We start from the raw sequence: 20,708 nt of genomic DNA on the forward strand, positions 1-20,708 counted from the left end.
TTTTCGGCAACAGACTCAGTAACCTCTTAGCCAGCTCTGCAAGGCTGCTTTTTCCTCTTCACTAAAGACCAATCCCAAGTGAGTGCGGCGATATAAAATATCGTCGGTGCTACAGGCCCATTCTTCTTCACATAAGTAACGTACTTCTTGTTCATAGAGCCGATGGCCGAAGTGTTGGCCCAGATCGCCGAGGCGCTTGGCATCCTGCAGGATGCGATAACTTAAGGTGCCGTAATTGTTGGCCAACCTCTGTATCAAATCGATAGGCAGCAATGGGTAGCTGTTGTGTAGCTCATCGATAAAGGCCTCAAGGTCACCATCAATGATGTCGCCACCTGGCAGAGGTGATTCAGCCTGCTGTTGATTGGGTGTTTTGCCGCTGTAGGGCTGCAGGATTCGCAGTGCCTGTATGGCCAGGCGGCGATGGCCAGCCAGTGAACCGCCAAAAATATTCAACAGTGGGGTGTGGCCGTCGGGGCAATCCAGGTCTAAAAAGTATTGCCGGCTTTTTTGCGTGTCACAACAGGTGGGGTCGTCATAGATCGCACGAATACCCCAGTGTCGGTGCACAATGTCATCGGTACTTAATTTATTTTGAAAGTGATGGTTGACCAAATCGATCAGCTGTTGCTCTTGCTGCGGACAGGGTTCCAGTGCCGGTGATTGGCTGCTACCAATCAGAAAACACTGATGGTGGTAAGGGGTGACCGTTACCAGGCGGCCATCCAGAGCTTGCAGGGTAAAACACTGCCTTGGCCATTCCGGTTTACGGACCACCAGCGTACTGCCGCCAAAGCGTTTAACCTGACATCGTGACGGGCATTGAATTGCTTCTTGCAAAAGGTGACTGGCTGCTTCGCCGGCAGCGTTAACCAGGATATTGGCATGGAAGCTCAGCGGATGTTGATCCGGATTTTCGACTTGCAGCAACCAGTGTTTTGCCTCGGTTAAGCGGGCGGCCTGGGTTAAGCGATGATGGGGCAATATTGTTGCCCCGTGGGCCTTGGCGGCTAACGCCTGGCTAACGGTATAGCGGCTGCCATTTAACAAACAATCGGTGTAGACATGAATACTGTTGCCGGTATCACTTAAAAACGGCTTGGTTAAAAACGCGCGTGGACAGTGGTAGTCATCCCGAGAGATTTTCAGTGGCTGCATGCGCCGATACACAAAGCAGCCGGTTCTCACCCGGCGGTGGCTGCGGACATCCAGATTATCGAGTAGGGCAAATAGCCTGGGGCGCACCAGATGTGGGGCACGTTTGCAGGCCAAGGCCTGTTCTTGCAGGTTATTGCGCACCGTATCCAGAGCCAGGTTTTCAAGCTGGCGGATATCACCGCTAAACAGTCCGGAAGTGGCTGAAGAGGCCCCGTTAGCGATATCCCCCGCTTCAAAAACGATGGTCTTAAGGCCCAGGGCAGCCGCTTCACTGGCCAGTGTTACGCCGTGAATACCACCACCAATTATGGCTATATCGTAAACGGGGATCGGGGCTTCGTTCATGGCTTATCATCGCTTTAGTGTCTTATCTTCAGTTTAGCTTATTAGAACGGTAAGTTTGGGGTATATAGCGATTGTTTATAATGGGCCTTGTGCCACTGAATCCGTATAATGGCGGCCTTTTGCCATAACGGGCCTTCCCTGACATATGTCCACAGATCCCTCCATAGACAAAGTGACCCTCAACGCTGAGCTGACCGCGCTGGAATCCTCGCTGCAGGAGGTGATGATGCGTGATGCCTATCGGTTGGGACGCCAGTATCGGGAGCTCCATAAACGCTTCAGCTCTGGTAAGCCGATTGATCAGGGATTGGGCAAGCTGCGCAAAGCCATCGAGAAGTCCTCTGCCCTGGTAGAGCAGCGCCTCAAGGCCATACCCAAGGTGGCCTTTCCCGAGAATCTGCCCATTTCGGCCAAGCGTGAGGCCATTGCTGAGCTGATTGATAAGCATCAGGTGGTTGTATTGGCCGGTGAAACGGGCTCGGGTAAAACCACCCAGCTGCCAAAAATCTGCTTGGACTTGGGCCGCGGTATTAAAGGTTTGATTGGTCATACCCAACCGCGGCGTATTGCCGCCCGTACCGTGGCCAGCCGTATTGCTGAGGAGCTGGAAACGCCTTTAGGGGAGTCGGTGGGCTACCAGGTACGATTTACCGATCACAGCACGCCCACCAGCCATATCAAGTTGATGACCGACGGTATCCTGCTGGCGGAGATTCAGAATGATCGTTACCTCAATAAATACGACACCCTGATTATTGATGAGGCCCACGAGCGCAGCCTCAATATTGATTTTTTGTTGGGGTATATCAAACAGATTTTGCCCAAACGCCCGGATCTTAAAGTCATTATTACCTCGGCAACCATTGATCTGGAGCGTTTCTCCAAACACTTTGATGATGCACCCATTATTGAAGTATCCGGTCGCACCTATCCAGTGGATGTACTCTATCGCCCCATGGCAGATAGCGCTGAGGATCTCAATAGCGCCATCATTGGCGCGATTGAAGAAATCGAGCAGCTTGAGCGCCTTAATCACCAACGTAACGGTGAGCAGCGCCGCGGTGGCGATATTCTGATATTTATGAGCGGTGAGCGGGAGATTCGCGAAGCGGCCCTGGCGATTCGCCGTGCCGACTTTAAACATCTCGACGTGTTGCCGTTATATGCTCGCCTGAGCCTGGCTGAACAAAATAAAGTCTTTCAGTCCCATAAGGGCCGCCGGGTTGTACTGGCTACCAATGTGGCCGAAACTTCGATTACGGTGCCGGGCATTCGCTATGTGATTGACCCGGGCACGGCGCGTATCAGTCGTTACAGTTATCGCACCAAGGTGCAGCGCTTACCCATTGAGTCAATCAGCCAGGCCAGCGCCAACCAGCGTAAAGGCCGCTGTGGTCGGGTCAGTGAAGGCGTATGTATTCGTCTCTACGATGAACAGGACTTTATCAATCGCTCTGAGTTTACCGATGCTGAAATTCTGCGCACTAACTTGGCGGCGGTGATTTTGCAGATGCTGAATTTGCGCATCGGCGACATTCACGATTTTCCCTTTGTTGATCCTCCCGATCAGCGTTTGATTAACGACGGTTTTAAACTGCTGCAGGAACTGCAGGCGGTCAATAAAAAAGGTGAGCTGACCAAAACCGGCCGCCTGTTAATGAAGCTGCCGATTGATCCACGCTTGGGCCGTATGTTGGTGGCTGCCAAGCAGGGGCAGTGTGTTAGTGAATTGTTGATTATTCTCAGTGCCCTGTCGGTACAGGATCCCCGTGAGCGTCCGGCCGACAAGCAGCAAGCCGCCGATGAAAAACACCGCCGCTTTTATGACGACCACTCAGATTTTATGGCTTACATCAATCTGTGGCATTACGTCGAAGAGCAGCGCCAGGAGTTATCGCAAAATCAATTCCGCAAACAGTGCAAGCGCGAGTTCTTATCCTATTTACGTTTACGGGAATGGCGAGATATCCACCATCAACTGCGCCTGGCGGCCAAGGATCTCGAGTTAACCGAAAATAAACAGCCTGCCGGTTACGAGGCTGTACACAGGGCCTTGGTGACAGGATTGCTTGGACAGGTAGGTTTTAAAGCCGAAGAGCGCGAATATTTAGGTGCTCGCAACCGCCGCTTTGAAATCTTCCCTGGTTCATCACAAAAGAAAAAACGCCCCAAGTGGCTGGTGTCTGCACAGTTGCTGGAAACCAGCAAACTGTTTGCCCATACGGTGGCCAAAATCGAGCCTGAATGGATACAGCAGGCAGCTCAGCACCTGGTGAAGCGGCGTTACTTTGAACCCCATTACAATGCCAAAAGCGGCCAGGTGATGGCCTATGAAAGTATCAGTCTCTATGGCCTGGTGCTGGTTGAGAAAAAACGCGTTAGTTATTCACAGATCAATCCGGAAGTATCTCGTGAAGTATTTATTCGCGAGGCACTGGTGGAAGGTTTGTATCGTGGTAAAGGTAAGTTCTATCAACATAACGAGCAGTTGATTGAAGAACTGGATGTGCTGGAAGCCAAATCCCGTAGACGGGATATTCTGGCCGATGACGAAGTGCTGTTTGGTTTTTATAACGAGCGAGTACCACAGGAAATTGTCAATCTGGCGGGCTTTGAGCATTGGCGCAAAGAAGCTGAGAGCTCGCAACCGAAGCTACTGTATATCGACCGCGAAACCCTGATGCGCCACGATGCCAGTGCCGTGACCGAAGCGCAGTTCCCCGATGAATTGCAGTGTGATGGTATGCGTTTCCCACTGGTCTATCACTTTGAGCCAGGACATCCCGATGATGGCGTAAGCTTGCAGTCCCCTGTCGCGGCTTTGCATTTATTACCGGAAAATCGTCTGCAATGGTTGGTGCCGGGCATCTTGCGTGAAAAATGTATCGCGATGGTCAAAGCGCTACCCAAACAGTGGCGTAAAAACTTTGTGCCGGTGCCTGAGTATGTCGATAAAGCCCTGGCTTCCATGTCGGCTGATAATACGCCGCTGCACGAAGCTTTGGCTTTTCAGTTAAAGCGTCATACTTCTATTGAGATTCCGGCCGATACCTGGGATTTGTCGGCGCTGGACAACTACTACCGTATGAATATTCAGGTAGTAGATGAGCGCGGCAAAATTATCGATCGCGATCGAGATTTAACCACCCTTAGAGATCGCTATCGAGACCAATTGCAGCAAACTCTGCAGAGTGACGATGACGGGCTGGAACGTGACGGCATTACAAGCTGGGAGCTACCAGAGTTGCCAGACCACAATTTGGTTGAATCCATCCCGTTAAGCCGCGCAGGTATGACGATTAGTGCTTATCCGGCGTTGATTGATTGTGGTGATAGCGTCTCGTTAAAACTGCTCGATAACCCTGTTGATGCTGAGTTTGATAGTCGTCAGGGCATTACCCGCTTGTTGCTGCTGGGGCTGGGACAGACGCTTAAATCGTTGCGCAAGGAGCTGTTAAAAGGCAAAGATATTGGCCTTACCGTAGTCAGTTTAGGCAAGCGTGATCAGGTGGTGGATCAGATCTTACTGGCTGCTATTCACCATTGCGCATTAGCTGAGCAGCCCTTGGTAAGAACCAAAGTTGAGTTTGAGCATCGGCTCAATACGGCTAAATCCACTGTAACCGGCTATGCCTGCGAACTGGAAAAACTCCTGGTCGATAGCCTGACCCAGGTGGTGGCTATCAAGAAAACCATTAAATCCAGTAAAAATGCCCTGGCTATTGCCCTGGCTGCTACGGATATTAACTGTCAGTTGGAGCAACTGTTTTATCCTGGCTTCCTCTACGCCACCTCTATGCAATGGTTGCGGCAGTACCCCAGGTATTTAAAAGCCATCACCTTGCGCCTGGACAAGGTTGCCAGCCAAATCCAGAAAGACAAAATCTGGATGACCGAGCTGGATGAGTTCTGGCTCAAATGGGAACAGAACCTGGAGAAGCAGGGGCCTGCCTTGGTAGCCAGCAATCCTGAGTTACAACAATTTCGCTGGATGCTGGAAGAGTATCGGGTCTCTTTATTTGCCCAAAGTCTGAAAACATTGATGCCGGTATCAGCCAAGCGCCTGAATAAGCAGTGGCAGTTGGCGATGGGGCAGTTGTAAATGTGGCACGTTTGGGGTCTGACCCGCAGGGTCAGACCCCAGGCTAAGTTTTTGCGTGTGTAGGTCGATAGCTTATTGCAGGGGCGGGGTCTGACCCTACGGGTCTGACCCCAGAGTTGAGGTGAGAGATAAACAGAGAAAACTGTTAACTCCCCCCAAGACAACACCATACAGATGGGCTATCTTAAGTGGCAAATAACGCTAAACGACAGGACGTGATGTCTACATTTCCCTGGGGTGAAAGTCGACTCAAGCTCGAAGAGCATACCGTGACGGTGTCCGGTGGCCATCAATTGCAGTTACGACGCTGTTATAAGCGCACCGATGGCCCTCCTGTGTTTTTAGTGGCCGGTTTCGGTCAGGATTCCAGTCTTTTTCTTCCTAATTCAACCCAAGCGGGTCTGGCGCCCTTTCTGGCAACAGCCGGTTACGATGTCTTTGTCGCTGAGCTGCGTGGTAAAGGCCGCAGTTGGCCCCTGGTGACTCGCCATGCCGATTGGGGGTTACATGCGCTAATTGCGGAAGATATCCCAGCCCATTTAAATGCCATGGCTAAACTGCGTCCCGGTGCTCCTCAAATGTGGGGTGGCCAGGGGTTAGGTAGCTTGTTGTTGCTGGCAGCCTATGCGCGTTTGGATATTCTTCCTGCGCCGGTGTTTAGCATGGTGCACTTTGCCGCTGGGCGCTGTTGCCAATTAACCAGCCTTGATAAGACCTTACGGTATATGACCTGGCAGTGGGGCTGTGATACTGCGGCAGCCCTGTTTGGCTGTGTGAATGCCGCAGGTGTCGGTCACCAGGTTCACGCTGACAGCCGCCTGGTTTATCAACAGTGGCGTGCCTGGCAGCAGTCGATTGATTGGCTCGACCCCGAAGACGGTTTTGATTATCGCCAGGCCCTGCAGCGCAAACCCCTGCCGCCGAGTCTGTACTTTTCGCTGCGCGACAGAGGTTTGTGGGGCAGTGTGGAAGATACCCGTTTATTGATTGAAGAGCTTGGGCCCCACGATGTCCGCCTGGTGGGGGTAGGGAAGGCTTGCGGTAATCGCCGTAACTATAATGCAGAGACATTACTGACTCATAAAGATGCGGTGAGTGATCACTTCGAGGCCATTGAAGCCTGGTTGTATGAAATGCAGCATCCGGATGCTACAACCCAGTTACGCAGAGCTTAATTGCTTATCCCTCGGCTACGATATCCCTTAAAGCAACCGGCTTTTGTTGGATAAAACACCAAAAAGTTCCCGTCTGTTTGGCAGTTTTCTAATAAACAGAAAAACTTGCTAAAAATGTGTAATGCATCGAAACTAATCAAGTCGTCCTCTGTCATAGTAGGCAAGATCACTTTGGTGCTGCTTACTGAAGTCAGTACTGAGGGATTTTCAGGCCTACTACAGGTCTTTAAGGGCTTCATAAGAGGGAAAGCTGCCGTCAGCGGAGAAAGAACTCGGGTGAAGTTTTCAACTAAAGGTAGAAACCCAGGTGCTCATTGTAAAATTAAAACAAGGCACCACTATGGAGAAATAACTATGGCGAAGAAAGAAACTACTAAAACTATGGCAGCTCCTTTGGCGGCAGCAGTAGGTGCAGCTTTTGTTGCGTCTGCGACCTTGGCTCCTGTTGCATCCGCTGCAGAAAACCCATTTGCAGCAACTGAACTGACCAGCGGTTATAACCTGGCCGGTAAAGACGCTGAAGGTAAGTGTGGCGAAGGCAAGTGCGGTGAAGGTAAATGCGGCGGCGAAAAAGCTGACAAGGAAGGCAAGTGCGGCGAAGGTAAATGCGGCGGCGAAAAAGCTGGCAAGGAAGGCAAGTGCGGCGAAGGTAAGTGCGGCGGCGAAAAAGCTGGCAAAGAAGGTAAGTGCGGCGAAGGTAAGTGCGGCGGTAAATAATCCCGCCTAAACCTTATTAGCACCGGGGCCGACCCTACGGGTCGTGCCCCGCATCAATTTTCACTCCACACATAAATTCTTATGTCTATTTCCTCCCCCACAAACTTTCCAAACATTCACGGCGCTGGTTTAGGTTTACGTCGCAGCATGCTTGATGATTTTCAAGCGGTGACCACCGACGATGTTAACTTTATGGAAGTGGCTCCGGAGAACTGGATTGGGTTAGGAGGGCGCTTTGGTAAGGCGTTTCGGTCATACACCGAACGGTTTCCGTTTGTCTGTCACGGTTTGTCCCTGTCGATTGGTTCAACAGATCCCTTGGATATGGAACTACTGGCCAATATCAAACGTTTTATCAAAGAGCACGATATAAAACTTTATACCGAGCATCTGAGTTATTGCAGTGATTCAGGACATTTGTACGATCTAATGCCGATTCCGTTTACCGAAGAGGCAGTCCATCATGTAGCTGGCCGAATTCGTCAGGTGCAGGATTTTCTAGAGCAACCCATTGCCATGGAAAATGTTTCTTACTACTGTGCACCCCAGCAGGAAATGCGAGAGATCGATTTTATCAATGCGGTGATTGCTGAGTCTGGCTGTAACCTGTTGCTTGATGTGAATAATATTTACGTTAACAGCATTAACCACCGTTACGATCCGGTAGAGTTTCTACAGCAGTTGCCCGGTGATAAAGCCGTATATATTCATGTCGCTGGGCATTTTGATGAAGCTGAAGATCTGCGTGTGGATACCCATGGCGCCGATGTTATTGATCCGGTGTGGGAGCTGTTGGATAAAGCCTACGAGACGTTTGGGGTTTTACCGACGTTGCTGGAAAGGGACTTTAATATTCCAGCGGTTGATGAGCTCTTAACTGAAGTTAATCTCATTCGCCGTATTCAGCAGCGCTACCCTGAGGCACAGACAAGCGAAGATGATTTGGTGCACGTACGATGAGTGCTAAATCGACGATGAGTTTTGCAGAAACCCAAGCAGGTTTTGCCGGTCACCTGCGTAACCCCGAGCAATATGCCGCACCAGCTGGTATTGAAGATCGACGCTTAAAAATTTACCGCGATTTGATCTTCAATAATGTGGAGAGCTTTATCAGCGGTGGTTTTCCTATTCTTCGTCAGCTGTATACCGATCAAGCCTGGCAGCAATTGGTACGAGACTTTATGGCTGTGCATCAGAGCCATAGCCCGTACTTTTTGGAAATCAGCCAGGAATTCCTTTCCTATTTGCAAGAACAGCGTGGAATCCAGGACGGTGATCCAGCCTTTCTGCTGGAGTTGGCCCACTACGAGTGGGTAGAGCTTGCATTGGATGTATCGACAGAAACCTTTGACGGTTACCCCGTTACCGAAGATCTTCTTGAGGGCAAACCCAAGGCCTCTCCTTTGGCTTGGAGTTTATCCTATCAATACCCGGTGCATTTAATTGGCCCTGAGTTTCAACCGCAGTCCCCACCAGAGCAGCCAACCTTCCTAATTGTCTACCGTAACCGCGCCGATGAAGTCGGTTTTATGGAGAGTAATGCGGTGACTGCCAGATTGCTGAGCTTGCTAAGTGGTGAAGCCTCTCTAACTGGGCGTGAGGCTTTATTACAGTTAGCAGAGGAAATGCGGCACCCAAATCCCCAACAATTGCTCGATTTTGGCGCAGAAATTCTTTCAAAGTTACAAAACTGTCATATTGTCTGCTGATATATTGAACAGTAAATGCCGGTTGGCGCCTGATTGTTCTTTTCTAACCTATTGATCTACTTGGTTTTTTTAACCTTTCTGTCATCTTTTCTAACAAATCGCAATATCCCCCAACTTTTTTATCCCCTGTCATATTGCTGACATATTCGCTCTTCACAATGCGCAGCCATGACGCAATCGTGCTTGGAAGATTGCATCTGCTTTTTTTACCAAACATTTGAGTTGAACTTATAACCACTACTAATTGGGGAAAAACCATGAAAAAAGCAATTCTGCCTCTGGCTATTGCCGCTGCTCTGCCTATGTCCGCTCTGGCGGCTGGTCCTATCGATGGCAAGGTTTACGGTAAAGTAAACATCACCGCTGTTAACGAAGATCACGACGACGCTGGCAGCAGCTCCGAAGATAGCTGGGACCTGAACTCCAACGCTTCTCGCATCGGTTTTAAAGGTAAGACTGAGCTGAGCGAAGGCCTGTACGCTATCTACAAGGCTGAATTCGAAATTCAAGTAGACGACGGTGACAAAGACGGTGAGACTTTCTCTCAGCGTAACATCTACGGTGGTCTGACTGGTAACTTCGGTACCATCTTCGCTGGTAAGCACGACACTGTTCTGAAACTGGCCCAGAAGAAAGTTGACCTGTTCAACGATCTGGACGGTGGCGATGTTAAAAACTGGATGTCTGGTGAGACTCGTGCCAGCAACGTTATCAACTACACCACTCCAAAAATGGGCGGTTTCTCTGCGTCTTTGATGACTGTTCTGGGTGAAGATAGCGATTCCGACAACGATCAAGACGGTCTGCTGGACAGCTACTCAGCTGGCGTTAGCTACTCTGCTAATGGCCTGTACCTGGGTCTGGCTCGTGACGAAAACGTTGACTCCGGTTCTCAAGAAAAAGACTTCCTGGACATCACCCGTATCGTTGCCACCTACAAGTTCGACGCTCTGACTCTGGGCGCTATGATCCAGTCTGCTGAAGAAGGTGACAACTACTCTGACAATGTTACTGATGCTACTGACGATTCATACGACGAAGACAGCTACGTTGTAAGCGCTGCTTACAAAGCTGGTAAGTTCACTTGGAAGCTTCAGTACGGTGAAGGTGAGTACGAAGAAGAAAACGCAGCTGGCGCCAAAACTTCAGAATCTGAAGAAGAGTGGCTGCAACTGGGTGTTGACTACAAGCTGGGTAAGAAAACCAAAGTTTACGCTTACTACTCTAACGGCGAAGAAGACGACAAGCTGGCTAACACCACTGACGAAGTTACTCGTTTCGGTCTAGGTATGGAGCACAAGTTCTAAGTTAACCTTAGATCAAGTGTTCAAGAGGGCGCCATCTGGCGCCCTTACTTTCTTAAATCTCACTTAAGGTTTTGGATGACCAAAAAGTGAGGTTGATGTTCTTTGTGGAGAAGAATATGCACAAGTTAATTGTTTCTTTAGCTGCTTTGACTCTGGCATCTCAGGTTTGGGCTAATGACCCATGTGAGGAAGATGCAGTAGATATGGCTGATAGTCTGGACTTCCACTCGTTGCATGTTGAGTGTGCCAAGGATCCAGTGATCCTGTACGACCCAAAGTCCAAATCGACCTTTCTGTCTAAAAAGAAAAAAACCGTTACCACCTACGGTGAAGACAGCAATGTCGCCAAAACGGTTACCGTTGAGGGCACTACTGCCAACGGCTTAACCCAGCAAACATTATCTGTACCTGCCAGCGCAGGTGCTGAAGCAACGACCCTGGAAGATATCCAAAGCAATGCGGGCGTTGTATTTAATATCCGTGAGCCTTTCACCATTACCGGTGGTCCACAGTCCGCACTCAACGGCCTGTATGTGCAGATGGCTCAATACTGTCCAAAAGGCTGGACCAAAAATGAAGAGTGGGTAGAACCCGCTGGTACCGGTTACTTTTTGCACTATCAGTTTACCTGTGCAGAGTAAGTTGACGATAACTGGTCCTCAAGCAGTTTAGCTCGGTTTTCTCCAAAAATTTCTGAGCGTAGTGGTAACAGCCCCAGGCGATTGCGTCTGGGGCTGTTTTTTTTTGTGGGCTGCACTAAACTAGTGATCCTAAGCTTAGGGACGACATGAGGAAGAAGAATGCAAAACATAAAAGCCAAACGTAAGGCAAGCGCCTTGGCCTTGGCTCTGGCAGCGGTATTATCCACAGGGGCTTTATCATCAGGAGCCATGGCAGAGGACGCTAAAAACCCTGATCCCTGGGAAGGCTTCAACCGCAGCGTATACACCTTTAATGACACAATGGACCGCTACTTTATGAAGCCCGTCGCACAGGGCTACCGGGCGGTTACACCAGATCCCGTCGAAGATGGCATCAGTAATGTGTTTGATAACCTGCTGGAAGTCCGCAATATCGTCAATGATATCCTGCAGTGGAAGTGGGGCCAGGCCGCCAATGATACCGGTCGTTTTTTGGTCAATAGTACTGTGGGCGTGGTTGGCTTGTTCGATGTCGCTCAGCATATCGGCCTGCCGGAAAATGACGGCGGTGAAGACTTTGGCCAGACTCTGGCGGTATGGGGCGTAGGTTCCGGCCCCTATGTAGTCATTCCGTTCCTTGGGCCTTCCACTTTACGTGATGGTTTGGGATTACCTGTCGACAGTCAGATGGATTTAATCAGTTATATCGATCATGTGCCAACTCGCAACTCCACCTGGGGTGCTGGTTTTGTCGATACCCGTGCCGGACTGCTGGAAGCCGAAGAACTGATCAGCGGCGATCGTTACACTTTTATGCGTGATGCCTACTTGCAGCGTCGTGAATATGTGATTAACGATGGTGAGGTCGAGGACGATTTTGGCGGGGAAGGGGACTACGGAGACTATTAATTAGTCTTGGTGCTCAGAGTTTGAGATGGGGTCTGACCCGCAGGGTCAGACCCTATTTTATTTAAAGCATTTCAGTTATTTCCAGTCCAAGCGTGCACTTGTCGTTAGGGCCCCCAATTACCCTCGACACGCGCGTTTTGGCTCTCAACATTGGGCTGTGACTGTGTTCTGAGGCAATGGTTACCTCCAGCTCTGAACCGGTTGGCAGGGCTTTATCCACCTCGACCAGCATGCCGCCACCACTTAAATCACGGCAAACACCTTCAAGGTCGATGCCTTCGGCGTGTACTTTGATTTTTGCCGGGGTGTCTATTTTCATCCGAATGAAGTTACGCTTCTCACTAAAGTCATGACGTGCAAGGCTCATTGTGCGCTCCCGTTGTAATCATTGTAAGAGGGTGCCGTATAACTCTTTTCTCGGTCGGCAAACGAACATAGTGCTCGCTTACTAATCAACCATAGCGGAAAAAAAGTGGTTTTGGTAGCTTGCGCGTATATGGAGATGGGAGTAGGGTTAAGGTTTCTTAAGTGTCGCGCAACTCAACTACTATAACGATTAAAAACACGCCTTTTGCTGTCTCTTTCATATATGCAAATGACTGGGCAAATAGAGCGAATTTGAGTGTATCTTACCGTCACATAGACAGGGGCCTGGATGTCGGAAGGAAGTCGGAAACTGCTCATCATTGATGATGACACAATCGTCCGTCAGAGTGTTGTAGCCTATCTCGAAGACAGTGGTTTTAGCGTTATGGATGCCGCCGACGGTGTTCTGGGGCTCTACCTGTTTCGCGAAACCATTCCCGATCTTGTTATTACCGACCTGCGCATGCCGGGTATGGACGGCCTGCAGGTGCTCGATCAAGTGCATACGATCTCCCCTGAAACCCCGGTTATTGTGGTATCTGGTGCCGGTGTGATGGGGGATGTGGTTGAGGCCCTGCGATTAGGCGCGGCAGACTACCTGATCAAACCCCTGGCGGATATGGAAGTCCTGGTGCATGCGGTGCGTAAAAGCCTGGAGCGCCTCGATCTGCTGGCGGAAAACCGTCGCTACCGGGAAGAGATGGAAACCGCCAACCGCGAGCTGCGCGACCATCTGCGAACCCTGGAGAAGGATCAGGAAGCTGGGCGCCATGTGCAGCAGCGCCTGTTGCCTCCATCTCCTATTGATAAGCACGGCTACCATATTGAGCACCGGGTGATTCCCTCGCTCTATCTAAGTGGCGATGCCATTGATCTGGCTTATGTAAAGGACCGCTATATCCCCTTCCACCTGACCGATGTCTCCGGTCATGGGGCCTCATCGGCTTTTGTTACCGTATGGCTCAAGCATCTGGCTACTGATGCGGTAATGCATGGGGATATGTATATCACCGAAGAGAGTGCCAATAAGAGCCCCAATGTCTTCCTGGATATGATTAATACCCAGCTCAATGAGTCACGTTTGGGCAACCATATGACCTGTTTTACGGGCACAATCGATACAGAAACTCACAAGCTGCGCTATTCTGTAGGAGGGCACCTGCCAATGCCGATGATGATTGTCGATGGCAGGGCGGAGTACCTGGAGGGGCGTGGCAAGCCGCTGGGCATCTTTCGAGATGTAAGTTGGGAAATATATGAGGTAGACTTCCCCCCCGGAGCGACCCTGGTGAGCTTCTCAGACGGTATTCTGGAGGTCTTGCCGCCCAGGGATCTACTGGAGAAAGAGGCCTACTTGCTGGATGTGTTGTCAGGCACAGATGGCAGTGTGGCGGCCATTTCCGAGATGCTGAGCCTGGATCAGATCGAGGAGGCACCGGACGATATTGCGGTGCTAGCCATTACTCGCCCCATAAGCGGTGAGTAAACGATTAACTTTGGAGGTCAAAGATCACTAGGTGGGCAGCTTGAACGCTAAGTTACCTAAACGATCGAGATTGTAATGCTAGAGGTTAAAGGGGGCTGATATGCAACCAGGTCAGATTTTGGTTGCGGATCACGACGGCGTATACGTCATCAAGATGGAAGGTGACGTACGGTTAACGCTGTGTGTATCGTTTGATCAGTTTATAGATACCATGTTTAGCCGCGATGATTTTCGCGCGATCATGTTTGATTTAACCGCTGCCGAGGCGGTTGATAGTACTACCCTGGGTTTAATGGCCAAGATTGCTATTCTGGCCATGGAGCGCAAACAATTACGCCCTATGATCCTGTCGGAAAGCGCGGGCATCAATCGTACCCTCGACTGTATGGGCTTTGCCGAAATCTTCGATATTGTCAGTACCGAAACCTTGCCCGACTATGTCAATAAAGCAGCGCAACATCAGGCGTCTGTACTGGATTGTCCGGTGGCGGATGAGGCTCAGGCCAAGCAGCGAGTTATCGAAGCCCACCGTATTTTGATGGACCTTAACGATAAAAATCGCGAGACCTTCCAGGACTTGGTCAAAACCCTGGAAAATGACTGATTAACCCCTTTCTATATTTTTAAACGCTTGTCTTCTTGGCGCGAATAAACTCACTGTGTGAAACGTAAATCAGCTCGCTGATCTTGCGGATCATATACTCCTCATACTTATCAATATGCCCATCGGCGCGAGCCACTTTCCACATACCTTGCAACAACTCAAACTTTTCGGTGGGGGTGCAGTAGTCGTTTACCAGGCGAGTAAATTGGTAGAGCGACAGGGATTCTTTACTTTCTATTCGAGCCAGTTCGGCCAACTCATTTAAATCCCGGTCATTGATACTGAATTGCTGTTGCAGGTGTTGTTTCAGTGCTTCAAATTCACTGGCGTCGAAGTGTTCATCAATGGCGGCAACCTCAACCATTAATGCCGCGCAGGCCAGATGTTTTTGGTAGTCGGTTAAATGGTTTTCTTCGTCGTGAGCCAGGTGATCTTCAAAAAAACGTTTTATGGCATCCAGCATATTTTCTCCTGATGTCCTGCAATTATCCGTTTAACGCCTGTTTGCGTTCACGGTAGGTAATTGCTTCCAGTGCTTTTTCTACGACCTCAATACCGGCGCCAGGTTTCGTGGCATTTTCACTGATATGACGGCGAAACAGTCTCGCACCAGGCATACCCTGAAACAGACCCAGCATATGACGGGTCATATGGTTTAGGCGCGTGCCATTGCTCAGCTCTTTTTCAATATAGGCCATATAGGCTTCAGCCACTTGCATGCGCGAAGGAATATCATGCTCATCGCCATAAAGCCTTTGATCTACTTCGGCCAGCAGATAGGGATTCGAATAAGCCTCACGTCCCATCATAACACCGTCGACATGTTGCAGATGTTGTTGGCATTCATCCAGTGTTGTGATGCCGCCATTGATCAGAATCTCCAAGTCGGGGAAATCCTGTTTTAAGTGGTAAACCATCTCATATTTCAGCGGCGGTTTTTCCCGATTCTCTTTCGGGCTCAATCCCTGCAGCCAGGCCTTACGGGCGTGAACAATAAAGGTATTGCAGCCTGTTTCAGCAATGGTGCTGACGAATTTGACCAGGCCCGGGTAGTCTTCCATATCGTCAATACCGATACGGTTTTTAACGGTGACTGGAATCTCAACGGCGTCCTGCATGGCCTTAATACAATCGGCGACTAAATTGGGGTGGGCCATCAAAATGGCACCAATCATATTGTTCTGCACCCGATCGCTGGGGCAGCCACAGTTTAGGTTAACTTCATCATAGCCCCATTCCTGCGCCAGCTTGGCGCATTCAGCCAGCTCACTGGGATTGCTACCGCCCAGCTGCAGAGCTACCGGGTGTTCGCTGGGATCGAAATCCAGAAAGCGTTCGCGGAACCCATGCAGAACGGCGCCAGTGGTTACCATCTCGGAATAGAGTACAGAGTGGTGGGATATCAGGCGCCAGAGCATCCGGCAGTGTTTATCCGACCATTCCATCATGGGGGCGACGGTAAAGCGGCGATTGAGAGGGGCCCTGCTCACTAGTGTTGAACCCCTTGGTCATCGTTCTGGGCAGAGAAGGCATCAATCTCACTGTCTTCCATAAAACCCAGGCAAGAGCCGCCAACAGCCCACAGTAGCTCCCGTGGGATCACCGGGGTCAGGTGGGGGTAGAAGGTAATCATGCGGATCAGCAGGTCTTCGGCTAGAAAAATGTATTCCTTGCCCTCTGCCAGTGCTGACAGGGTGCTGTCGAACAGTTCAATAATGGTCTGGCCGCTTTCGTCATCAGGGATGGCGGGTTTTACGGCTTTTAACAGGGCATTGAGTTGATCTTGTAACTCGGTACGGGTCATAGCGTTAGCTGTATCGTCTTTTATTAAGGGTAAACAGAGGGCTATTTTACTCTATTTTGACAAGAGTATTTGACGAATTATCGCGGCCTTGGCATTGCAATCTGCTCGCTGGCGGGGTCAAATATCCGCCCTTAGTATGACCAGTAGTACCTCCAGCCACCAAACTAAGCAGCAAAGTCATGACAGCAGCATTATCTATTCGCAACCTTCAGAAGACCTATAGCAACGGTTTTACGGCGCTAAAGGGCATCGATCTCGAAGTTCAGCCTGGAGATTTCTTCGCCCTGCTGGGCCCAAATGGGGCTGGTAAGTCCACCACCATTGGCATTATTTCCTCGCTGGTGAATAAGAGTGAGGGTGATGTCCGTATTTTTGGTAAGGATATTGTCAAAGAATCTAGCCAGGCCAAGCAGCTATTGGGTGTGGTGCCGCAGGAATTTAACTTTAATCAGTTTGAGAAGGTGCTGGATATTGTTGTTAATCAGGCCGGGTTTTACGGCTTGTCGAAGGCCAGAGCGCAAACTAAGGCTGAGGAATACCTGCGTAAGCTGGAGCTGTGGGATAAGCGCGATACCCAGGCTCGTTTGCTGTCTGGTGGTATGAAGCGTCGGTTGATGATTGCCAGAGCGTTAATCCATGAGCCAGAGCTGCTGATTCTCGATGAGCCAACAGCGGGCGTTGATATTGAATTGCGCCGTTCCATGTGGGCATTTCTGCAAGAGATTAATGCCGCGGGTACCACGATTATTTTGACGACTCATTACCTCGAAGAAGCTGAGAGTCTGTGCCGCAATATTGCCATCATCGATCACGGTACCATTGTCACCCATACCAGTATTAAAGAGCTGCTAAAGCAGTTAAATCAGGAAACTTTTGTGTTGGATACCCGTGAAGTACTAACTGAGTGTCCGCAGGTAGAAGGTTACGATTTATCCCTGATGGATGAGCACTGCATCGAGGCGATGGTGGAAAAGGGGCAATCGCTGAATGAATTGTTTGCCGCCTTAAGTGAGCGGAATATCCATGTAGTGAGTATGCGTAATAAAGCCAATCGTTTGGAAGAATTGTTTGTGTCGCTGATCAATGAGTCGGCGGCCAAGAAGGAGGGCAGGGTATGAATGCTCAACAGCAATGGGTTGCGCTAAACACAATTTTGCGTAAAGAAATTACCCGCTTTACCCGTATTTGGATGCAGACCCTGTTGCCCCCTGCAATTACCATGGCGCTGTATTTTGTGATTTTTGGCACCCTGATTGGTTCTCGCATTGGGCAAATGGACGGTTTTGATTATATGTCCTTTGTGGTGCCGGGCTTGATTATGATGTCGGTGATCAGTAATTCCTACTCCAATGTGGTGTCGTCTTTTTATAGCACTAAATTTCAGCGCAGTGTTGAAGAGTTGTTGGTTTCGCCGACGCCTAACTATGTGATTTTGATGGGGTATGTGTTGGGTGGCGTTGCACGCGGCCTGGCGGTAGGTTTTATTGTGACGCTCTTGTCGCTGTTCTTTACGGAATTGAAAATCCACAGTCTGGGGGTGACCGTTGCCATTGTATTTATGACCTCGGTACTTTTCTCTCTGGCGGGTTTTATCAATGCGGTATATGCCAATTCCTTTGATGATATTTCTATTATCCCGACGTTTGTTCTAACCCCGCTGACCTATCTGGGCGGTGTGTTTTATTCCATTAGCCTGCTGCCGGAGTTTTGGCAGGGTGTGTCACAGCTGAACCCTATACTGTATATGGTGAATGCCTTCCGTTACGGTTTCCTGGGGATTTCGGATATCAATATTGCCGGGGCGTTTATCGGGGTGAGTATTTTTATTGTGATCCTGTTCGCTTATAGCTTACACCTGCTGAGTACAGGTAAACGTCTGCGAGCGTAAAGGTACCATTGGTCGGATTTTAATAGCTCTGCCCGTGAAAAGTTGATTTGCTAGGTGAATATCGGCTTTCGAGGGCGGCAGCGCAATGAACAAAGAAGCTGTAAATACCATGCATGATATTCCGTTAGGCAAGCAGACCGAATATGTGTCTGTTTATACCCCTTCATTACTGTGCCCAATTCCCAGGGAAGAGTCTCGTCGCAGTCTGTCTATCGATGAGCAAGCTTTGCCCTTTTCCGGAGTGGATATTTGGACGGGTTATGAGTTGTCCTGGTTGGATGCCAAAGGCAAACCGGTAGTGGCAATGGCGGAATTTATTTTCCCCTGTTTTAGCCCGGCTATTGTCGAGTCGAAGTCCTTTAAATTGTATTTAAACTCGTTTAACCAAACCCGCTTTAACTCTATGCAGGAAGTGGCAACAACGCTGGAGTCAGATTTGTCTGTGGCGGCAGGAGCCAAGGTGTTGGTTGATGTGCAATCTTTGAATCAGGGCGTATCCCGCGGTTTAGGGCATTTGGTTGGCGAGTCCATTGATGGGCAGGATATCGAGGTGGATGTTTATCATCCTGATGCCAGTTTATTGGCCTGCGATGAAGGCCGAATTATTTCAGAAAACCTGCACAGCGATTTGCTAAAGAGTAATTGCCCGGTAACTGGCCAGCCTGATTGGGCCAGTGTGTATATTGCTTATCGCGGTCCGGCCATTGATAAGGCCGCATTGCTGCGTTATATCGTCTCTTTCCGCGAGCATCAGGATTTTCATGAGCACTGTGTGGAGCGTATGTTTACCGATATCAAAGCGCAGTGTAAGCCGGAGCAGTTGACGGTGTATGCGCGTTATACCCGCCGTGGGGGCTTGGATATTAATCCGTTTAGGACGGATTGTGGGGACTCGGCGTTGGATATTCGCCTGGCTCGACAGTAGCGTTTGAAGGGAGAGGCGTTACTTGTGGGGTATGACCCGTAGGGTCAGACCCCGGTCTTATACGATGATTTTGTCTTTTAAGGCTTCGCTGACCTGCTCCAGGGCGTGAAGCACCTTGTCCTTGTCATAGTTGCGTACGCGATCCAGGTCCATATGTAGGGAGAAACCATCGATATTGTGCTCATAGTAGCTCTGATCGCTGCCCAACTCCTTGCGCAGATCAACCACATGGTAGACCTTAATGGGATGGCTAAAGCCTTTCACCGACACTTCACCCTTGTCACGACACATCACAACATCTTTCACCAGTGACCAGGTTTCGTGGGAAATCAGGATATGACCGGGCTCAGCAACCGATTCCAGGCGACTGGCCAGGTTTACATGGGTACCCAGTACCGTGTAATCCAGGTGGTGGCTGGTGCCGAAGGTACCAATGGTGCAGTAACCTGTATTGATGCCCATACGGATCTGTAACGGTTTTTTAATGCCCTGATTGTACCAGTGGCGTTGCAACACCTTCATACGCTTACGCATGGCCAGAGCCATGCTCAGGCAGCGCAAGGCATCGCTTTTCACGCCTTTACTGGCTCGGTCGCCAAACAGCACCATCATGCCGTCGCCCATAAACTTATCAATGGTGCCGCCGTACTGGGCAACAATTTTCGACATCTCGGTCAGGTAGGTGTTTAGCAGTTCAGTGAGAGTTTCTGCTTCCAGCTCTTCCGACAGCTGGCTGAAATCCTTGATATCAGAGAAGAAGATGGTCATGCGCTTACGTTCAGCGTTAAGCGTTTGCTCTTTACCCTGATTAACCGCTTCCCATACGGCGGTTGGCAGGTAGCGGGAAAGCTTATAAGCGCGGAGCTTGTAGAGGTTTTGCTCCTTCTGTAGATCCCTGGCTTCCTGCTGCATGCGGGCAATCTTCTGGTAGGAAAAGGCCGCCGAGGCGCAGAAGTAGGTGCTGATGCCAATAATACTCGCGGCGCTGATTTCGAGACTGGTAGTAAACACCCACTTGGGTTGATGGAAAAACAGCCCCAGTACCATGCCCGCTACCAAGGCAAGGTTGTCGCCCAGCCACTTTTCCTTGCCGCCATTCTGCAGGGCATTAAATTGGACCATGGTGACAAACAGAATGGTGGGCAGCAGGCTGAAGTCGACAAATGTCAGTACCACGCCGATCAGTGCAGCATCAGTATAGCCGAGCCATTGACCGGTTATGGCACGTTTAGCTTCGGGGATTTTACGGGTGATCAGGTAGGCAATATAGATGTAGGCCAGCAGGAAGATCAAAATCGAGGCGTGCAGGGATCCCACAGCCGACCAATTCAGTTGGCTTGCGATGGTTCCGGCGGCGGCAAAACAGATGAGCGCCCGGAAATAGTACTGAAATAGGGGAGCTTCTGTGTCTCCCGTCGCCTGGTCTTGCATTGCAGCCTGGTCTTGGATCTTATGTATAAAAGGCTGGAAACTGCGTGATCTCTCGCACGTTTGAGGATGTTCCAGCCCACTGGTCTCTAAGCTGGCCCATTAAACGTTTTTTGGGGGCAAAAGTCCATGCCCGGATGGTTT

General features: G+C 50.1%; 19 protein-coding genes. 13 read left to right on the forward strand and 6 right to left on the reverse strand.

All coding sequences use genetic code 11. The features are described from left to right. Positions 1-15 precede the first annotated feature (15 nt). Entirely contained in the window at positions 16-1,503 is a 1,488-nt protein-coding gene (locus ACGHZ6_RS07110) for a glycerol-3-phosphate dehydrogenase (RefSeq protein ID WP_390618136.1), read from the reverse strand. 145 nt (positions 1,504-1,648) lie between these two features. Between ACGHZ6_RS07110 and hrpA the strand changes: the two genes are divergently transcribed. From hrpA to ACGHZ6_RS07150, 8 genes are all read left to right on the forward strand, one after another. Further along, a complete protein-coding gene (gene hrpA, locus ACGHZ6_RS07115) occupies positions 1,649-5,605 on the forward strand; it encodes an ATP-dependent RNA helicase HrpA (RefSeq protein WP_390618137.1) in 3,957 nt (1,318 codons plus the stop codon). Positions 5,606-5,823: 218 nt separating this feature from the next. Further along, entirely contained in the window at positions 5,824-6,780 is a 957-nt protein-coding gene (locus ACGHZ6_RS07120; protein ID WP_390618138.1) for a hypothetical protein, read from the forward strand. Positions 6,781-7,134: 354 nt separating this feature from the next. Further along, complete coding sequence (locus tag ACGHZ6_RS07125; RefSeq protein WP_390618139.1) at positions 7,135-7,497, forward strand: hypothetical protein; 363 nt, start codon at positions 7,135-7,137, stop codon at positions 7,495-7,497. 81 nt (positions 7,498-7,578) lie between these two features. Continuing rightward, complete coding sequence (locus ACGHZ6_RS07130; RefSeq protein WP_390618140.1) at positions 7,579-8,457, forward strand: DUF692 domain-containing protein; 879 nt, start codon at positions 7,579-7,581, stop codon at positions 8,455-8,457. Then, entirely contained in the window at positions 8,454-9,206 is a 753-nt protein-coding gene (locus ACGHZ6_RS07135) for a DUF2063 domain-containing protein (protein ID WP_390618141.1), read from the forward strand. Before ACGHZ6_RS07130 ends, ACGHZ6_RS07135 begins: the two co-directional genes overlap by 4 nt. Before the next feature lie 257 nt (positions 9,207-9,463). Beyond that, on the forward strand, positions 9,464-10,513 hold the full coding sequence (locus ACGHZ6_RS07140) for a porin (protein ID WP_390618142.1): 1,050 nt from the start codon (positions 9,464-9,466) through the stop codon (positions 10,511-10,513). A gap of 116 nt (positions 10,514-10,629) precedes the next feature. Further along, positions 10,630-11,154 carry a hypothetical protein gene (locus ACGHZ6_RS07145; protein ID WP_390618143.1) on the forward strand — a complete coding sequence of 175 codons (525 nt, stop codon included), beginning with the start codon at positions 10,630-10,632 and terminating at the stop codon, positions 11,152-11,154. A 159-nt stretch (positions 11,155-11,313) separates the two neighbouring features. Then, on the forward strand, positions 11,314-12,063 hold the full coding sequence (locus ACGHZ6_RS07150) for a VacJ family lipoprotein (RefSeq protein WP_390618144.1): 750 nt from the start codon (positions 11,314-11,316) through the stop codon (positions 12,061-12,063). 61 nt (positions 12,064-12,124) lie between these two features. Here the strand turns inward: ACGHZ6_RS07150 and ACGHZ6_RS07155 are convergent, their stop codons facing one another. Then, positions 12,125-12,430 carry a PilZ domain-containing protein gene (locus ACGHZ6_RS07155; RefSeq protein WP_390618145.1) on the reverse strand — a complete coding sequence of 102 codons (306 nt, stop codon included), beginning with the start codon at positions 12,428-12,430 and terminating at the stop codon, positions 12,125-12,127. Positions 12,431-12,718: 288 nt separating this feature from the next. On the opposite strand from ACGHZ6_RS07155, the gene ACGHZ6_RS07160 reads away from it, so the two are divergent. After that, positions 12,719-13,915, forward strand: a complete 1,197-nt coding sequence (locus ACGHZ6_RS07160) for a SpoIIE family protein phosphatase (RefSeq protein ID WP_390618146.1) — start codon at positions 12,719-12,721, stop codon at positions 13,913-13,915. Positions 13,916-14,015: 100 nt separating this feature from the next. After that, positions 14,016-14,519 carry an STAS domain-containing protein gene (locus ACGHZ6_RS07165; protein WP_390618147.1) on the forward strand — a complete coding sequence of 168 codons (504 nt, stop codon included), beginning with the start codon at positions 14,016-14,018 and terminating at the stop codon, positions 14,517-14,519. A gap of 19 nt (positions 14,520-14,538) precedes the next feature. Here the strand turns inward: ACGHZ6_RS07165 and ACGHZ6_RS07170 are convergent, their stop codons facing one another. From ACGHZ6_RS07170 to ACGHZ6_RS07180, 3 genes are read right to left on the reverse strand one after another with little or no spacing between them, the layout of a single operon-like run. Further along, positions 14,539-14,982, reverse strand: coding sequence for a TerB family tellurite resistance protein (locus tag ACGHZ6_RS07170; RefSeq protein ID WP_390618148.1), 444 nt, complete (start codon positions 14,980-14,982; stop codon positions 14,539-14,541). A 22-nt stretch (positions 14,983-15,004) separates the two neighbouring features. Then, on the reverse strand, positions 15,005-16,009 hold the full coding sequence (gene dusA / locus ACGHZ6_RS07175; RefSeq protein WP_390618149.1) for a tRNA dihydrouridine(20/20a) synthase DusA: 1,005 nt from the start codon (positions 16,007-16,009) through the stop codon (positions 15,005-15,007). Continuing rightward, positions 16,009-16,323 (reverse strand): PA2817 family protein, encoded by a 315-nt coding sequence (locus ACGHZ6_RS07180; RefSeq protein WP_390618150.1) that lies wholly within the window; start codon positions 16,321-16,323, stop codon positions 16,009-16,011. The genes dusA and ACGHZ6_RS07180 overlap by 1 nt, the downstream gene beginning before the upstream one ends. Positions 16,324-16,502: 179 nt before the next feature. On the opposite strand from ACGHZ6_RS07180, the gene ACGHZ6_RS07185 reads away from it, so the two are divergent. The 3 genes from ACGHZ6_RS07185 to queF all read left to right on the forward strand — a co-directional run bounded on the left by ACGHZ6_RS07185 (position 16,503) and on the right by queF (position 19,136). Further along, a complete protein-coding gene (locus ACGHZ6_RS07185; RefSeq protein WP_390618151.1) occupies positions 16,503-17,441 on the forward strand; it encodes an ABC transporter ATP-binding protein in 939 nt (312 codons plus the stop codon). Next, complete coding sequence (locus ACGHZ6_RS07190; RefSeq protein ID WP_390618152.1) at positions 17,438-18,211, forward strand: ABC transporter permease; 774 nt, start codon at positions 17,438-17,440, stop codon at positions 18,209-18,211. The genes ACGHZ6_RS07185 and ACGHZ6_RS07190 overlap by 4 nt, the downstream gene beginning before the upstream one ends. An 85-nt stretch (positions 18,212-18,296) precedes the next feature. Continuing rightward, positions 18,297-19,136, forward strand: coding sequence for an NADPH-dependent 7-cyano-7-deazaguanine reductase QueF (gene queF / locus ACGHZ6_RS07195; RefSeq protein ID WP_390618153.1), 840 nt, complete (start codon positions 18,297-18,299; stop codon positions 19,134-19,136). Between the two features lie 57 nt (positions 19,137-19,193). Here the strand turns inward: queF and ACGHZ6_RS07200 are convergent, their stop codons facing one another. Continuing rightward, on the reverse strand, positions 19,194-20,567 hold the full coding sequence (locus tag ACGHZ6_RS07200) for an adenylate/guanylate cyclase domain-containing protein (RefSeq protein WP_390618154.1): 1,374 nt from the start codon (positions 20,565-20,567) through the stop codon (positions 19,194-19,196). Positions 20,568-20,708: the final 141 nt, after the last annotated feature.

Origin of the sequence: Maricurvus nonylphenolicus, assembly GCF_042854845.1 — a bacterium.
GTDB lineage: Bacteria > Pseudomonadota > Gammaproteobacteria > Pseudomonadales > Cellvibrionaceae > Maricurvus > Maricurvus nonylphenolicus.

Bases quoted from the DNA above. Each gene is read 5' to 3' on its own strand.
- ACGHZ6_RS07110 (WP_390618136.1), bottom strand. From the start codon at position 1,503: ATGAACGAAGCCCCGATCCCCGTTTACGATATAGCCATAATTGGTGGT.
- hrpA (WP_390618137.1), top strand. From the start codon at position 1,649: ATGTCCACAGATCCCTCCATAGACAAAGTGACCCTCAACGCTGAGCTG.
- ACGHZ6_RS07120 (WP_390618138.1), top strand. From the start codon at position 5,824: ATGTCTACATTTCCCTGGGGTGAAAGTCGACTCAAGCTCGAAGAGCAT.
- ACGHZ6_RS07125 (WP_390618139.1), top strand. From the start codon at position 7,135: ATGGCGAAGAAAGAAACTACTAAAACTATGGCAGCTCCTTTGGCGGCA.
- ACGHZ6_RS07130 (WP_390618140.1), top strand. From the start codon at position 7,579: ATGTCTATTTCCTCCCCCACAAACTTTCCAAACATTCACGGCGCTGGT.
- ACGHZ6_RS07135 (WP_390618141.1), top strand. From the start codon at position 8,454: ATGAGTGCTAAATCGACGATGAGTTTTGCAGAAACCCAAGCAGGTTTT.
- ACGHZ6_RS07140 (WP_390618142.1), top strand. From the start codon at position 9,464: ATGAAAAAAGCAATTCTGCCTCTGGCTATTGCCGCTGCTCTGCCTATG.
- ACGHZ6_RS07145 (WP_390618143.1), top strand. From the start codon at position 10,630: ATGCACAAGTTAATTGTTTCTTTAGCTGCTTTGACTCTGGCATCTCAG.
- ACGHZ6_RS07150 (WP_390618144.1), top strand. From the start codon at position 11,314: ATGCAAAACATAAAAGCCAAACGTAAGGCAAGCGCCTTGGCCTTGGCT.
- ACGHZ6_RS07155 (WP_390618145.1), bottom strand. From the start codon at position 12,430: ATGAGCCTTGCACGTCATGACTTTAGTGAGAAGCGTAACTTCATTCGG.
- ACGHZ6_RS07160 (WP_390618146.1), top strand. From the start codon at position 12,719: ATGTCGGAAGGAAGTCGGAAACTGCTCATCATTGATGATGACACAATC.
- ACGHZ6_RS07165 (WP_390618147.1), top strand. From the start codon at position 14,016: ATGCAACCAGGTCAGATTTTGGTTGCGGATCACGACGGCGTATACGTC.
- ACGHZ6_RS07170 (WP_390618148.1), bottom strand. From the start codon at position 14,982: ATGCTGGATGCCATAAAACGTTTTTTTGAAGATCACCTGGCTCACGAC.
- ACGHZ6_RS07180 (WP_390618150.1), bottom strand. From the start codon at position 16,323: ATGACCCGTACCGAGTTACAAGATCAACTCAATGCCCTGTTAAAAGCC.
- ACGHZ6_RS07185 (WP_390618151.1), top strand. From the start codon at position 16,503: ATGACAGCAGCATTATCTATTCGCAACCTTCAGAAGACCTATAGCAAC.
- ACGHZ6_RS07190 (WP_390618152.1), top strand. From the start codon at position 17,438: ATGAATGCTCAACAGCAATGGGTTGCGCTAAACACAATTTTGCGTAAA.
- queF (WP_390618153.1), top strand. From the start codon at position 18,297: ATGAACAAAGAAGCTGTAAATACCATGCATGATATTCCGTTAGGCAAG.
- ACGHZ6_RS07200 (WP_390618154.1), bottom strand. From the start codon at position 20,567: ATGCAAGACCAGGCGACGGGAGACACAGAAGCTCCCCTATTTCAGTAC.